This window comes from Neobacillus sp. MER 74 (genome assembly GCF_023714155.1).
Genome location: NZ_JAMAUV010000003.1, coordinates 363,222 through 379,563, shown reverse-complemented (window position 1 = coordinate 379,563; position 16,342 = coordinate 363,222). Strand labels below are relative to the sequence as shown.

Sequence of the window (16,342 nt, the reverse complement as noted above, 5' to 3'; positions counted from 1 at the left end):
CCATAGGTTGTTTGGAATCATGCAGGATTATTCATCATTGAGGATTTATCTTTTGTACGAGAATTGAGGAAAAGCGTCAATTGCATATCTTAGAATAGAAGATTTAGAGTTTTTTATTTTAGAGGGGGAAAAAGATATGTTAAAAAAAACAACCACAGTTATTTTTGCGATGCTGCTTCTGCTAAGTACCTGTTTTTTTTCAACAAATAAAACGTATGCGAGCGAGAAAACAGCTAGTAAGGTTGTTTATTTGACCTTTGATGATGGCCCGAATCAATACACGCCTAAAATACTTGATATTTTGAAAAAGAAACAAGCACATGCAACCTTTTTTATGATCGAAGGAAATATCAAACGAAATCCTAAAACGGTTAAGAGAATGATTAAAGAAGGCAATTATCCAGCATTACACAGTGTTTCCCACAGTGTTAAAAAATTATATCGAGGAAGTTCAAAGAACGTTGCAGTCGAAATGGAGAAGACACGGCAAACTTTGTTAAGAGTTTCGAAGTTTAATAGTATGTTAATCCGCGCGCCGTATGGAAGCAAACCCTATATGAAGAAACCCTTAAGGGATGCATTAGCGAAAAAGGGCTTTAAAATGTGGGATTGGGACATTGATACACTTGATTGGAAATATAATCGGACCAGTCCGAAGACGATTACATCAAGAGTGAAATCCGGACTTAAAGGTAAAAAAGGACCAATCGTGATTCTATTCCATGATTCAAAAGGAACAGCACAGCAGCTTCCGATTATTATTGATTACCTGCGCAAAAAAGGTTATACACTAGAGGTCTATAACCCGCAAAAACATATTGTGAAGAATTTTTGGAATGATAAGCGATTTTAATCAGACCATTGACTAAAGATTAAATGGTGTTTGACCACGATACTATTAAGATTTACTTACAATAATAAAACACAAAAAGGGCTGCAAGAGAGGCAGCTCTTTTTGTTGTGGTTAAATTATAGGCATATTTAGATCTGAAAATTCAAGGGATTCCCCGATACTTTGTATAAATAATAACAGCTAGAAAAAAGCTAATAAAATACTACTTTTTCATCTGTTCAATCCTTCCCCTTTTGATGTATTCTTGTCTATCAATTATGTCCCCAGTCATTTTATTTGATTTTCATTAACACAAATCGTCTAATAAACCTATAAAATTGTATAAATTAACAAAATCTATACATAACAATGATTAATTGTTAAAATCTAATAGGAATATTGTCGAAATTTCAGGGAGTGTGACAGAAAAAGCATGAATATTAAACAAAAAGCGACGGTATCAATCATCATCCCATATTATAACTCCATGGAATTCATCGGAGATTGTTTAAATTCCGTATTATCACAAACCTATACGAATCTGGAGATTATCATCATAAATGATGGTTCGGATGCAGAAAATTCTGGATACATTGAAACGTTGCAACACGACAAAAGAATGGTCTATATAAAAAATGAATCAAAAAAGGGAGTAGCCTACTCACGGAATAAAGGCTTGAGTTCCGCAACTGGAGAGTTTGTGCTTTTTCTAGATAGTGAGGACATCCTAGCAGAAAAAGCGATTGAAATTCTTCTATCATCTATTGAAGATGCACCCGCGATTGCAGGGAAAACTAAACGATTATTAAGACCTAATGATTTAGAGGTTCCACAGCCTCCAGAAGTCATCGTGACCTCTAAACCAACTCAAAAAATATTCCATAGCGGAAGTATTTTAAATGTATTGATTCGGAGCAGTTTCATCAAGGAACATAAGGTTCGCTTTTATGAGGGCACGGAAGGAGCCACAGATATATCGGGGATCATCCCGTTTCTCTTATACGTAAAGAGTTTACCCAGCTTGAATATCCATACATATTTTCAACGGGTTCGTAATGACCCCATTTCCAATCCAAGTCTGGTCCAACGTTCAATCCAAGAGAGAACTCGTGATTTTATCAAAGTCTATATGGAAATGAATCAACAGTATGGAACGTCTCAATCAGTGAAGGAATATTTGGACGGGCTGCTTCTCAGGTTCTATCGACGACAGGTTATAAATATTTTTAACGACCAAAAACACATGGATGAGTTCTTTGACTTATTGTCTTCAGCAATGAGTATTCTCAACCCAGCTAGTATTGCTTCGCAGCCTAGTCATATTAAAAGGGAAGTCAATCAGTTACGGGCTGGAAATAAAGACAAATTCATTAAAGGATATAAACTTCATGTAGAAGCAAGGGATTTTAAGAATGCGATAAAAGGGTTTACTAGGCTTAAAAGGTACATCTACAATAAGTTTTTCTTGAGATTTCCGATGAAGGAGAATTACATTATTTTTGAGAGCTTCTTAGGAAAAAACTACTCGGATAGTCCTCGAAATATTTACGAATATATTATTGAAAACAATCTTGAGTATCAGTGTATCTGGGTTTTCAATGATAAAAATCGTCAAATTCCTGGAAATGCGAAAATCGTAAAACGATTCAGTCTTGCCTACTATTATTATTTTGCGGTATCGAAATACTGGATCAATAATATGCGGCAACCGCTCCATCTTGTCAAACGAGAGGGAAATGTTTTTTTAGAAACGTGGCATGGGACTCCGCTAAAAAAATTGGTATTTGATATGAAGGACGTCTATTCGGCCAATCCAAGATATAAGCGGGATTTCTATATGCAGTCACGGGCGTGGGATTATTTATTATCACCAAACCGCTATTCTTCTGAAATTTTTCGAAGTGCCTTTAAGTTTGATAACGAAATGCTGGAGTTTGGCTACCCCCGCAATGACATTCTTTATTCACCGCAAAAAGAAGAAATTGTGGCTCGTGTCAAGAAAACCATAGGGATTCCTGACCATAAAAAGGTGGTATTATATGCACCAACCTGGCGGGATGATGACTTCTATGAGCCAGGAAAATATAAATTTCAACTGCAGTTGGATTTACATAAAATGAAGGAAACTCTTGGAGGTGACTATGTAGTCGCACTAAGGATGCACTATTTTATTGCGGATGATATTAATGTGGAAGGTTTGGATGGCTTTGCGTTCAATCTTTCAAAGTATGATGATATTGCTGAATTATACCTGATTTCGGATATTCTTATCACTGATTATTCTTCAGTATTTTTTGATTACGCCAATCTTAAGCGCCCTATTTTATTCTTTACGTATGACCTGGATAAGTATCGGGACCAATTAAGAGGGTTCTATCTGGATTTTGAAAATGAAGGCCCAGGACCATTACTGCGGACAAGTGATGCCGTCATAGATGCGATTGCAAACATTGATGTGATAAGTGAGCAGTACTCAGATAGATACGCTGCATTCTATGAACGGTTCTGCAGCTGGCATGATGGAAAATCCACGGAGAAGGTCGTTAAAAAAGTATTGCTGGGTGAGGACCCAAGCTTTCAAAAACAATCAGAGAATCACGGAGGATAAAAATCGTGCTATTTAGTTCAACCGTATTTTTATTTTTATTTTTGCCTCTTACACTAACTTTATATTTTTTAGCCCCCCGAAAGTTAAGGAACACCGTTTTACTTTTGGCTAGTTTGTTTTTTTACGCATGGGGCGAACCAAAGTTTGTTTTATTTTTGTTTCTTTCTATTGTTCTCAATTATGTTTTTGCACTATTAGTTGATCAAAATAGGGAAAAACATGTCTTGATTAAGTGGATAATGGGGGTAACTATTTTTGCGAATTTGTCCATTTTGATTGTTTTCAAATACGCAAATTTTATTGTCGATAACATTAATGAACTGTTTGGAACCACGATTGAATTGGGAAATATTCCGTTTCCGTTAGGGATCTCCTTTTTTACCTTTCAAGGACTAAGCTATGTAATTGATGTGTACAGAAAAGATGCGAAAGCACAAAAAAACCTAATCAATATGGCGATGTATAAAGCGTTGTTTCCGCAGCTGATTGCTGGACCGATTGTCCGCTATGTCACAGTGGCACACCAAATCGATGAACGGAAAGAATCGATATCGAAATTTGCGTATGGGACGAAACGATTTATCATTGGCCTTGCCAAGAAAATGATTCTAGCCAATAATTGCGGCTGGGTCGCTGACCAAGTTTTTTCCATGCCTGCAGGTGAAATGTCCGTGGGCATGGCATGGATTGGAATCATAGCTTATTCATTACAAATCTACTTTGACTTTTCGGGATACTCCGATATGGCCATCGGTTTAGGAAGAATGTTTGGCTTTGATTTTCTTGAGAACTTTAATTATCCGTATATTTCGCGTTCTGCAACGGAATTCTGGAGAAGATGGCATATCTCCTTAAGTACCTGGTTCAAGGATTATTTATATATTCCTTTAGGCGGAAACCGTGGTGGAACATATAAAACCTACCGAAATTTGTTCATTGTCTGGCTTGCAACTGGGATTTGGCATGGTGCCGCCTGGACGTTCATCGCGTGGGGAGTTTATTACGGAGTGTTAATCATGTTAGAAAAAGCATTTTTACTGAAATGGATCAAACGTATTCCGAGGGTATTCCAGCATCTTTACGCCCTTATTGCTGTGCTGATTGGCTGGGTATTCTTTCGAGCAGAGACATTCACGTATGGGTTTAATTATTTGAAAGTGATGTTTTTTGCGAATGGCAACCCGATTTGGGACCAGCAGGCAAGCTTTTACCTTTCCCAATATGGAATCGTTCTATTGATTGCTATCATTGCTGCTACACCTGTATTCCAAGTTCTCAAAGACAAAGTTATTAAACCGGGGACAACGGGCATCGCAAGCGGCAGAGATTTTGTGGTTACAGCAAGTTATGCTGTTATTTTCTTTTTAACGCTTGTTAGCGTGGTATCGTCCACCTTCAATCCATTTATTTATTTCCGGTTTTAATGAGTATGGAGGGAATTATGAAAAAAGCTAATGTACAAGGCATTGCCGTTATAGCTATTTTTCTATTAACGATCTTCGGTTTCTTTATCTTTACATTTGTGACCCCATCGAAGTCCATGTCGTTACTAGAAAATCGAAAGCTGGCGCAAAGGCCCGATTTAAATAAGGATAATTTACTTACTGGGGAGTACTCCAAGCGGTTTGAGCAATATTATAATGATCAATTTCCAATGCGTGATTCATTTATTGAAACAAATGCCTTAATTAATAAGAATTTCTTCCGCCAAAATATTATTGAGGATGTCTATGTGGCGGATGATGGTTATTTGTTATCACAAATTGCTGAGGTTACTCCTGCCGATGCGAAACAAACAGCAGGCAGAATTAATGAACTTGCTGCTCATCTTTCAAAAAAGAACGTCAGTGTGTATACCGCATTAATGCCCAATAAATCAACCATGATGGAGAATAAATTTCCTGCCTATTTTCCAAGCTATGGTCAAAAAAATATGAACCTACTTTATAAGGAGCTTGAAAAAGCGTCCCATCCGATTGACTCCAGGGCTGCACTAAATAAGCATATGAATGAAGACTATATGTTTTTCTATACAGACCACCATTGGCAAGCAAAGGCTGCCTTTTATGCCTATCAAAATGTCATGTCTGAAATAAATGCAAATGAGCCAATCGATGATCAAGTTTACCAATACAGCGATTATGATTGGAAAATATCAGGAAAACCATTTTATGGTTCCGATGCGCGGAAAACAACAAGTGCCAATGCCAAAATGACAGATGCGATTCTTGTAGCAGAGCTAAAAGAAAAACATCAGCCATTTACAATGAAATGGGGAAATCGGACAAAAAACGGATTATATAATATGGATTTCTTAACGATGGAAGATCCGTACACCAATCGTTATCAAGCCTACTTAGGCGGGGATTATGCCCACCTGCTAATAACCAATCCTAATAAATCAAATGGAAAAAAGGTATTAGTGATTAAGGATTCTTATGCAAATGCATTTATTCAATTTCTTGTTCCACACTATAAAGAGACGCATGTATTAGATCTCCGCCATTACAACAAAATGCCCATCGAAAAATATGTGGAGAAAAACAATATTGACCAAGTTATCCTACTTAATAATATTAACTCAATATTTGTAACCCCTGCATTAACAAATTTTAATCATCCAGGGCAGGGTGAAAATCAGTAAACATGATGCTTGCCCTTTTTCTAATCTATTCTTTCGGAGGTAGTAAATTTGGAGCCAGAAAATCGGTCCTATAATGATTTTTATTTTTCAATCATTATGGCGGTGTATAATGTTGAAGACTATTTAAAAGAAGCTGTCGAGAGCATCATTAATCAAACGTTAAATTTCGACAAGCATATTCAATTGATTTTGATTAACGATGGAAGCATAGATGAAAGCGGGAAACTATGTAAAAAGTTTCAAAAAAAGTATCCGAATAATATCGTCTTTATTGATCAAGAAAACCAAGGGGTAAGTAGTGCCCGTAATGCCGGGTTAGAGGCAGCAAAGGGGAAATATGTTAACTTCCTCGATCCAGATGATAAATTATCATTAAATGCTTTAGAAAAAGTCTATAACTTTTTTGAAAAGCAAGGAAAAGATATCGATGTTGTTTCCATTCCAATCTATTGGTTTGACCAGGCTAAAGGTGAGCATCTACTAAATTACAAATACGCATCCAATAGAATCATCAATATACTAAAGGACCATCGCTTTATTCAAATGTCTGCATCTAGTTCGTTTGTTCGAAGGACGGCAATTGGCGAGCAAAGATTTAAAGAAACCCTTAAATATGGGGAAGATGCAGAATGGTTAAATCGGATTATTTTAAAAAAGTGTGAATATGGTGTTGTAAAAAAAGCTAAATATCATTACCGTAAACGAAGTACTAATACTTCGGCGACCCAGCAAGCCTTACAGGATAAGGATTATTATTTGCACAGTCTAAAGAACTTTTCATTTACGTTCATTAATATGTCACTGGAGATTTTGGGATTTGTTCCGAAATACTTCCAATATATGATTATGTATGATTTGCAGTGGCGTCTTAATAATAATGATTTAAATGTACTTATGACAGCAGAGGAAACAGAAAATTTCCTGAAAAAACTTAAAGAGTTATTAAGTTTTATCGATGAGGATATTATTCTGGAACAGAAGCATTTAAATATGTATCGGAAGAATTATTTGTTACGAATTAAGTACGACCAGAATTATGCTGATTTTTACCAACCATTCCATTCACCTAATAATGCTGTCTTATTACATGGCAATCGGGTCATGGATGCTTTGGACCAGCATCAATTGGCAGTAGAGTTAATCAATATTGAGAATAAGCAGCTTTTCATTGAAGGTCATTTTACTTCCCTTTTTGAAAATAGTGATACGAAAATTGTTGCTGACGTTAATGGTGAAATGATTGAAACACAAATCGTCGAACGTTTTTATAAAGATACGAATGTCTTTGGGAAAAACATAAAAAAGGCGCTAGGGATTAAATTCAACTTTCCTTTAGATAAAATAGGAAAACAGAGTAAATCTCTAAAAGTTACTTTTTATGTAATCGTCAAAGAGAGTAAAGTAAAGTTAGATATGCTATTTAGCGGGCAAAGCCACTTAAAAGATAATAGTTATTCTTATTTTAATAAGAACGGCTACATGGTTATTTACCAGAAAAAGAAGAAGCAATTTTTGATTAGAAAAAGTGAATTTAAATTAATTCGTGGGAAAGAAATTGCCGTACTTAAGACTTTATATAAATTGAATAAACCAGGCTCCAGAAAGGCGTTATTGATCAGATTAGATCATTTTTTCCAAAAGCACTTCTTTCAAAAGAAGCGTATTTGGTTATTTATGGACCGGGTTAATAAAGCCGATGACAATGCGGAAGTTCTGTTTGAATATGCGACAAAGCAGCAGGATGGCATTCAGAAATACTTTGTTATAAATCAAGATAGTGAAGATTTTAAACGACTTCAAAAAATTGGCAATGTTATTCCATATGGATCGCGCCAGCACAAACGGTATTTATTACTTGCCGACAAGTTGATTTCCTCTCATGCCGATGAGTTTATTGTCAATCCATTTGGGAAAATGAAAAAGTATCTTAAGGATTTATTTACGTATGATTTTATTTTCCTGCAGCACGGCATCACGAAGGACGATATTTCGAGTTGGTTAAATAAATATAAGAAGAATATTCGTCTGTTTATCACGGCGGCCAATCAGGAATACGATTCGATTGTAAATGGCCATTATGATTACACCGAAAAAGAGGTCCTTTTATCAGGGTTTCCGCGCTTTGATAAGCTGCAAAATGATGATAAGAAGCGGATTCTTATCATGCCGACATGGCGCAGCGATTTGGTAGCAAAACTAAATCCAATCACTGGAACGCGCGAATATAATCCTGTTTTTAAGGAATCAGAATACTTTAAGGCCTTCAATGATTTGCTGAACAATGAAAAGTTATTAAAAGCAGCAAAAGAAAAAGGTTATAAGCTTGTCTTTTTCCCACATCCTAATATCAGGCAGCAGTTGAAGGATTATCAGATTGATGATTCGATTGAAGTGGCGGACATGAATAGCAGTTATCGTGATAATTTTAATCAATCCAGTTTACTGGTCACGGATTTTTCCTCGGTCGCCTTTGATTTTGCTTATCTAAAGAAGCCGGTAATATATTATCAATTTGGAATGAACCATTTGGCAGAAGGTTATTTTGATTATCAAACGATGGGGTTTGGTGATGTCTTGACTGAAAGTGAGCAAGTGGCAGACAGAATTATTCAATATATGAATCAAAATTGTCAAATGGAAGCCGCGTTTCAGGAACGAGTGAATCAATTTTATTCCTTTACGGATCAAGATAACTGTAAACGGGTTTATGAAGCGATTCGCCAAATAAATCAACCCAAAAAGTCGAAAAAATAAAACTAGAACAAGGTGCAAAAGAGCTATTTTCCAACAGAGAATAGCTCTTTGTTTTTTTTGTGTTTTTGGTAGAAAAGTCCCATAATTTGTCGATTTTGGTATATGTAATTTGTCGTAATTTGTAAAAATAGATTAAAATTCTATGACTATATTGTTACAATAGAAAATAGTTCGTCTACTGAAATATGTTCTTGAAATATTGCTAGATTTATAGAGAACACGTTGATTCTCATTTCAAGGTCAAACTTTGTAGAGGACTTGAGGGTCGTAATTGACTTCTATACAAATTAATAATCACTTTTTAGGGAGGTATTATGGAAAAGGTTAGAAAAATAGTTGGACATGCCGCTGTCGCAGGCTTATTGTTCACAACAACAATGAGTCCTTTACCTGCGTTTGCAGAGGGGAGTGCGACTGAGGCAGCAATAACTGCTGTCGATACGGAACAAGATTCAACGGCTTCGGATGATAAGGTTCAAGCTGCCGAGGAAAATACGGCGGATGTTGAACAGAAGACAGAAGCTGAAAAATCATCTACGGCGGATGTTGAACAGAAAACAGAAGCTGAGGAATCACCTGCGGCTGTTGAGAACGAAGCAGTTACTGAAGAAACACCACCTACAGTTGAGAAAGAACAGTTAGACTCAAACGCTGCGGTCGAAAAAAACAATATGACTAAGGCTGCTAAAATGGCGACTGTTGAGGTCGAGCTTGCCGGGATAACCATTCAGCCTGAGACTGTTGTGTATGGAGAAGCATCTACAGATTCTGCCCCTATTAAGACGTTTACGGAAGGTACTTCTGTAAAAGTGTATGATTTTTCAGCTGATTGGTATGTTACCACAGCCAATGTTGAAGGCACCAATCAGTTAGGTTATATCCAAAAAAGTGAGATAGATTTAATCACCTCAACACCGGTTAAGTCTGAAGGGATTGCGTTGAAGGATCCGACTAATTTATACACCTCACCAATGAGAAGTTCAAAAGTTGTAAGAATTTATAGCGAAGGCTCTCTATTAAAATATTATACCTATACATCCGGTTGGTATAAATCAAGCGTGAATGTTAATGGTGTGCTGCAATCCGTCTACATTAACAAGGATGATGTCGAGCAGATTATCGCTAATCCAGTTAAACAAGATGGTTTTGCTGCAAAGAACCCAACTAATTTATATGCCTCACCATCAAGAAATGCTCAAGTATTACGAACCTTTGCAGAAAATTCCTATCTTTCTTTTTATACCTATACATCTGATTGGTATAAATCGGCCGTATCTGTGAATGGACAGATCCGTACGATTTATATTCATAAAGACGATGTTGATAAACCAACAACCAATCCTGTGAAACAATCCGGGATCGCGGTATCAAACCCAACAAACATGTACTCTGCTCCAGTAAAGGGGTCAAAGGTTTTAAAAACCTATCGTCCCGGTGCAAAGTTATTGTATTACACGTTTTCATCACAATGGTATAAGTCAACTGTGACTTATAATGGGGTCCCAACTGTTGTCTATATTGCAAAGGATGAAGTGGACCAGCTGGTTAATCAATCGGAAAAAGAGGAAGGAATTGCGCTTTTAAATCCTACCAAATTATACGCTTCTCCAACTAGGGATGCGAAAGTATTGAAAAGCTATAAACCCGGATCCATTTTAAAATATTATTCGTATACAACTCATTGGAAAAAGTCGTATGTAACAGTAAATGGGACTGTTCAGACGATTTATATTCATAAGGATGATCTCGAGCAATCTAACTTCTCGAATACTACTTTACAAGGTCTGTCATTAAGATCATCTACTCATGTTTATTCATTGCCTTCAAGAGATTCGAAGATTCTAAGAGATTATCCGAAAAATATGATACTAAAATTTTATAACTATAGTGAACACTGGTATAAATCCTATGCTACTGTAAATGGAAAAGTTGTGATCTGCTATATTAACAAGTCAGATATTGGTGAACAGCGAAGAACGGTCTATGATTTGACTTTAGATCAAGCGGTAAATATGCAAAAGAATGCTTCGCCAGTAACCGATAAAGACGCAGAGTGGTTATCCGCTACAAGTGAACAAGTTGAATATTATCTGGACCCTCTAAACTTCCGATCTAATTCGGATACGTATTTGCAATTCTTAATCTTGTCGCATCCGGCAGGGACAAACGCAACTGAGTTGAATAACCGGATTCTTTATGGAAAAGGTGTTCTTGCAGGTAAGGGGAATTCCTATATAAATGCAGCCCAAACTTACCATGTCAATGAGATCTACCTCATCAGTCATTCACTTTTAGAAACTGGTAATGGTTCAAGTAAGCTTGCCACTGGGATAAAAGTAAATGGCGTAACGGTTTATAATGTCTACGGCGTAGGTGCCTATGATAGCAACCCTGATTACTATGGTGCCAAGTTTGCCTATGAACAAGGATGGACAACTGTCGAGAAAGCGATCATTGGCGGTGCCAAATTTGCTGCTGAAAATTATATTCATGCAGGACAAGATACGCTTTATAAAATGCGCTGGAATCCAGAAGCGATGGATACCTATGGTTATGCCTCCCATCAATATGCAACAGATATCGGCTGGGCTGCAAAACAAACGACTAGAATGGCGCAGATGTTAAGTACGTTAACACAATTCTCGCTGCTATACGATGTTCCGGTTTATCAATAAAGAATAAAGGGTGAATCCATTTTGGATTCACCCTTTTTGTTCAATTAATTCAACTCTACTTCTTTCAAGTTTACTTTGTTTAACATGTATTTCCTGCCGGATTCGGTTTCTAGGCCGAATTGGAATTTACTCCGATAGAAGGGCAAAGTGGTTTCAAAACCAGCATGCTCGTAGTTTCGGACGACGGTTCCCCAGATGATCCGCAGTTTTCCTGGAATTTCGACTTTTGGCAAATACGTGATCTTGTCTTTCGCCTGGATAAACAGCCGATCATTTTCCTTCATAAAATAGACTTTATTCATGAAGTGACCTTTTATTGTCCACTTTAATGCACGGTGATGACATTCAGTTATGACTACTTTCTGTTTTTCAATCTTCTTGGGACTTATATTTTCTTTGTACGGCCAGCCATTTTCACTTAGGTTTAACAAATAGGTTTTATAATAAAAAGGCATGTCCTGTTCCTTGATGTATTTCTGATCAAACAGTTGAATTAACTTCACAAATTCCTCGAAAAACTCATCTTGTTCTTCTTTGGTTAATACTTCAAAGATTATCGGGTTGTTCTTTGGAAAAAGATACAACCGAATATGGTACGTGATTAAAAACTGCACATAAGGGAGGATCTCGTTATAACGGCTCTTTGATTCGTTAATCAACGTTAAATAACAGCGTCTAATCATTTCCGTGTATCGTGATTTTTGATACCAAGCATTACTAACAAGTGAATCCTCATCGACACGTCGGCGGTAATGATATTTTGCTTCCGAGACTACCCCATATTGCTTGTGCTCTAATAAAAAGGTATTGATAAAGAGGGCATCCTCCCAAAATTTGATGTCGGTTTGAAATCGCAAATCCGGATTAGTTAGGAAATGTTTCGCTTTAAAAAAGCATCCGCCAATATGAAAATGAATCGCCGTATACTCCTCGAGAATATGGATAACACGGTCTCCTTGCTCAAAACGATAGTTCAATCTGTGCGGAGTATCGATTCGTTCAAAATGGTAGAGAGGAATCACAGCTAGTTGTATTTCAGAATTCCGCGAAAAAAAAGAACCCACTTTTTCAAGTGTATCCTCAGACAGAAGGTCATCGGCATCTAGAAAACCAATATAATCTGAATGTGGTGATACATGATCAAAGCCGGTATTCCTTGCACTGCCAGGACCGGCATTTTCACGGTAAACATATTTAATATTACTAGGATATTGGTTGACGTAGTTTTGACAGATATCTTTTGATTGATCGGTACTTCCGTCATCAACAAGAATTATTTCGACATTTTGTTTAAAGTCAACTGTTTGATGGATAAGGCTTTCAATCGCTTCTTGTACATATTTCTCTGCATTATAGACAGGAATGATCATCGAAAAAAGCATGCGGTAACTGCCCCTTAACTGTATTTGTGGTAGGTATTGTATTCATTATAGTAGAGTGTCTGGATGAGTACAATATTCCTTGTAATCAGAATTCAACAATCTCGCAACAACTGCTAGTTATTATTACACTACGAACAATATTGGAAGTTCTTTATCAAGCAAATGGATGACCGGGAAATCCTGATATCCATTTGCTTTTTTGTCGTTTAGAAAAAGTAGATGGTCAGCTCCGTACATATAATGCATCAAAAATGGTAAGAATAACTAATAAAAAATTAGAAGAAAGTGAACTGGTAAGGGAGCTGTAGATGTTCATGAATAAAAAGGTTTTAAAAAGAAGAATTAAATTTATTTTCGGACCCCTCTATAATTATGTTAGAAAGGCCAATCATCGCAGAAATTTTCAGTATAGAAGATTTTATGAAAAATCAAAGGTGAGGGACCATACTATACTTTATGAAAGCAGGGACGGAAAAAGTGTAACCGATAGCCCATATGCTATTTTTAAATACCTCTTACATCACCCCGAATTTCAGCATTTCAAACATATTTGGTCAATCCATCATGAGAAAGAGTTAGAAAGCGTGATCGCCAACTATAAAGACTTGAAAAATGTGATATTTGTGAAACGGAATTCAAAGGAATATCTTAAGTGGTTAGCCACGAGCAAGTACTTGATTAATAATTCTACCTTTCAGCCTTTTTTTATTCCCAAAAAAGAGCAAGTCTATATTAATACCTGGCATGGGACTCCGTTAAAAAGAATGGGATTTGATATCCCTGGAAATCCAGCCCACTCGCAGAATGTAGTGAGGAATTTTCTTAGTGCGGATTATCTCTTAAGTCCCAATGACCATACAACCAAAATGTTTCTTAAAAGTTATAAACTAAACGGACTATATAATGGAGAAATTATTCAAGAAGGCTATCCAAGAATAGATCTAACCTATCATACTGATGCAGATAGATTTCATTCTTTACTCACTCGATTAGGGCTAGAAATCGATAAAAATAAACAGACGATTCTGTATGCACCTACATGGAAAGGGACAAATGTATCAAAAGCAAAAAATGATATGTTCCAAATCATTAGTGAAATGACCTATTTGAGGCAAAAGGTAGGAAACGAGTATAACCTTTTAATCAAAGTTCATCCCTTTTTGTATAATCAAGCGAAGAAATTTACTGAAATTAAAGAGATCTTAGTTCCGGACTTTGTAGATACTAACGAGCTGTTAAGTACTGTGGATCTTTTAATCACCGATTACTCGAGTATCTTTTTTGATTACCTTGTAACTGAAAAACCAATATTATTCTATATTTGGGATTATGACGATTACCAGGAAGAAAGAGGTATGTATTTATCCGAGGATGAACTACCAGGACCTACGCTCTTTACCATCGAAGAAGTAGCTGACGCCGTTCAAGATATTAAAAAAATAAGTGATAGCTATCGCTCTGTCTATCAGGCAGCAAAAAACAAATTCACATCACATGATGATGGAAAGGTGACGGCTAGAATCGTCCAATACGTCTTTAACCAGGAAAAGACTCCAATCAATATCATTAATCAATTGGACCGGGAAAAAAAGAAAATCCTTATTTATCCGGGCGGGTTGCAAAACAATGGCATTACCTCATCCTTTATCAATCTAGTCGACAATATTGACTTTAGTAAGTTTGATGTTAGTATTTTCATGAAATCACCAAAATCGAAAGAAACCTTAAATAATATCGCAAAGGTAAATAAGAATGCTAGGTTCTTGTTTCGAAATGGATTAGAAGTACATAGTCTTTTTGAAGTGTATCGGGATAAATTTGTTCATAATCGAGGAGCACATAGTAAAGTGACCAAAAAACTTTACCCAGAGAACGCCTATAAGCGGGAATACAACAGATTATCAGGTCGGGCACAATTTGATTATGCCATCGATTTTAGTGGTTACAGCTTGTATTGGGCCAAATATTTGCTTGCTTCCGATGCAAAGAAAAAAATCTGTTATATGCATAATGACATCCGTTCGGATAGTGAAAAGGTCATTAATGGGCGTCGTCCCCATCGAATAAATTTACGGGGTCTCTTTTCCGTCTATGATCGGTTTGACAAACTGGTAAGTGTATCACCAGCAACAATGGAGCTAAACAGAAGTAATTTAGCGGAATTTGCTGAGGAATTTAAATTTGATTTTGTCATGAACTCGATTAATCCAGAGAAAATTCTGAGACTAGGGAATGAAGAATGGACAGAAAGTATAACGAAATCGATAATCAATGAGGTTATCGCTGAAGACCAAATCATCAGTAATACGGTCTTTAAAGCAAGTGCAAGGATCACGAATCCAAAAAGCGAGGTAATCTGGAACAGACCACCTGTCGTAAGCGGAGCAGCTGAAGTGGCACCAGCTCTGAAATACCTAAACGAGGAAGTCGCCATTTTACGAGAGGTGCAAACAAAGTCTACTAATTATTATAAATTTAGTATCGATGACCGGATCGTTGGCTGGCTTGACCAAGGCTGTTTTGAATTGCTTCCAGATCGTGTCTTATTCCATACGCCCGTGCAGAAATTAGCGATTATTTCTCATGGAAATAGATATGACATTTGGAGTATGCCCTATAATCTAGAAGGAACAGAGAAAGTCGCTTCTGGCAAGGATTATAAAGGTCGATTAGTCGATGTAGATGAAGAAGCAAGAACACAGCAAGGAATCTATAGCCGGCTTTCTATCAAGGGAACCATGATTGGCTGGATTGATTCGTCGGCATTGACGATTGTTCGGGAATATGATGGAAGGAAGCAACTTCATTCCAAGATCCATCCTCCGTTGTATAAAATGCTCCATTCGAAAAAATACAAACTAGTGGTTCCAACTAAAATAGAAGAAAAACTTGAAACGATTGAAGAAACAGTGATCCCTCCTCAGCCGCTTGCAGAAAATTATAATTTCATTACGATGGGACGATTATCTCCTGAAAAAGGCCAGGATAACTTGATTAAGGCCTTCAGTCAATTTCAGCAGAAATTCCCCAATTCAAAGTTGTTTATTCTAGGTGAAGGTCCGTTAAGGAATGACTTGGAGAATTTGATTGCGGAATTGGAGCTATCAGATTCTGTATACTTGATGGGCCAATTAGAGAACCCATTTATATTAATGAAGAAATGCGATTGTTTTGTTCTTTCCTCCCATTATGAGGGCCAGCCAATGGTGTTACTAGAGGCGATGACCCATGGGATGAAAATCATTGCGACAGATATTGTTGCGAATCGAAATGTATTGGAAAATGGGCGGTATGGGTTATTAGTTGAAAATAGCATTGAAGGGCTGGAAAAAGGTCTCACTCAATTGGCGGGAAATGAGCTGGATATTAAGCTTGATGAATTTATTCCAGAAGAATACAATAAAAAGGCAATGGCATCGTTTTATCAAATATTAGATTGATGCAGAA

8 protein-coding genes are annotated in these 16,342 nt (G+C 36.8%); 7 read left to right on the top strand and 1 reads right to left on the bottom strand.

Annotated elements, in window-relative coordinates; all coding sequences use genetic code 11:
• Positions 1–136: 136 nt before the first annotated feature.
• The 6 genes from M3610_RS08525 to M3610_RS08500 all read left to right on the top strand — a co-directional run bounded on the left by M3610_RS08525 (position 137) and on the right by M3610_RS08500 (position 11,513).
• On the top strand, positions 137–853 hold the full coding sequence (locus tag M3610_RS08525; protein ID WP_251458282.1) for a polysaccharide deacetylase family protein: 717 nt from the start codon (positions 137–139) through the stop codon (positions 851–853).
• Positions 854–1,265: 412 nt separating this feature from the next.
• Complete coding sequence (locus M3610_RS08520; RefSeq protein ID WP_251458280.1) at positions 1,266–3,440, top strand: bifunctional glycosyltransferase/CDP-glycerol:glycerophosphate glycerophosphotransferase; 2,175 nt, start codon at positions 1,266–1,268, stop codon at positions 3,438–3,440.
• 5 nt (positions 3,441–3,445) lie between these two features.
• Positions 3,446–4,864 carry an MBOAT family O-acyltransferase gene (locus M3610_RS08515; protein WP_251458277.1) on the top strand — a complete coding sequence of 473 codons (1,419 nt, stop codon included), beginning with the start codon at positions 3,446–3,448 and terminating at the stop codon, positions 4,862–4,864.
• Between the two features lie 17 nt (positions 4,865–4,881).
• Positions 4,882–6,084: a DHHW family protein gene (locus M3610_RS08510; RefSeq protein WP_251458274.1), complete on the top strand. Its 1,203-nt coding sequence runs from the start codon at positions 4,882–4,884 to the stop codon at positions 6,082–6,084.
• A 48-nt stretch (positions 6,085–6,132) separates the two neighbouring features.
• Complete coding sequence (locus tag M3610_RS08505; RefSeq protein WP_251458271.1) at positions 6,133–8,838, top strand: bifunctional glycosyltransferase/CDP-glycerol:glycerophosphate glycerophosphotransferase; 2,706 nt, start codon at positions 6,133–6,135, stop codon at positions 8,836–8,838.
• A gap of 314 nt (positions 8,839–9,152) precedes the next feature.
• A complete protein-coding gene (locus tag M3610_RS08500; protein WP_251458268.1) occupies positions 9,153–11,513 on the top strand; it encodes a glucosaminidase domain-containing protein in 2,361 nt (786 codons plus the stop codon).
• Between the two features lie 44 nt (positions 11,514–11,557).
• Here the strand turns inward: M3610_RS08500 and M3610_RS08495 are convergent, their stop codons facing one another.
• Positions 11,558–12,895, bottom strand: a complete 1,338-nt coding sequence (locus tag M3610_RS08495; RefSeq protein ID WP_251458264.1) for a glycosyltransferase family 2 protein — start codon at positions 12,893–12,895, stop codon at positions 11,558–11,560.
• 314 nt (positions 12,896–13,209) lie between these two features.
• On the opposite strand from M3610_RS08495, the gene M3610_RS08490 reads away from it, so the two are divergent.
• Positions 13,210–16,335 (top strand): CDP-glycerol glycerophosphotransferase family protein, encoded by a 3,126-nt coding sequence (locus M3610_RS08490; RefSeq protein ID WP_251458261.1) that lies wholly within the window; start codon positions 13,210–13,212, stop codon positions 16,333–16,335.
• The last annotated feature ends 7 nt before the right edge of the window (positions 16,336–16,342 follow it).

What these genes read in the sequence shown, in the direction of transcription:
- M3610_RS08525 (WP_251458282.1), top strand. Translation starts at nt 137, where the DNA reads ATGTTAAAAAAAACAACCACAGTTATTTTTGCGATGCTGCTTCTGCTA.
- M3610_RS08520 (WP_251458280.1), top strand. Translation starts at nt 1,266, where the DNA reads ATGAATATTAAACAAAAAGCGACGGTATCAATCATCATCCCATATTAT.
- M3610_RS08510 (WP_251458274.1), top strand. Translation starts at nt 4,882, where the DNA reads ATGAAAAAAGCTAATGTACAAGGCATTGCCGTTATAGCTATTTTTCTA.
- M3610_RS08500 (WP_251458268.1), top strand. Translation starts at nt 9,153, where the DNA reads ATGGAAAAGGTTAGAAAAATAGTTGGACATGCCGCTGTCGCAGGCTTA.
- M3610_RS08495 (WP_251458264.1), bottom strand. Translation starts at nt 12,895, where the DNA reads ATGCTTTTTTCGATGATCATTCCTGTCTATAATGCAGAGAAATATGTA.
- M3610_RS08490 (WP_251458261.1), top strand. Translation starts at nt 13,210, where the DNA reads ATGAATAAAAAGGTTTTAAAAAGAAGAATTAAATTTATTTTCGGACCC.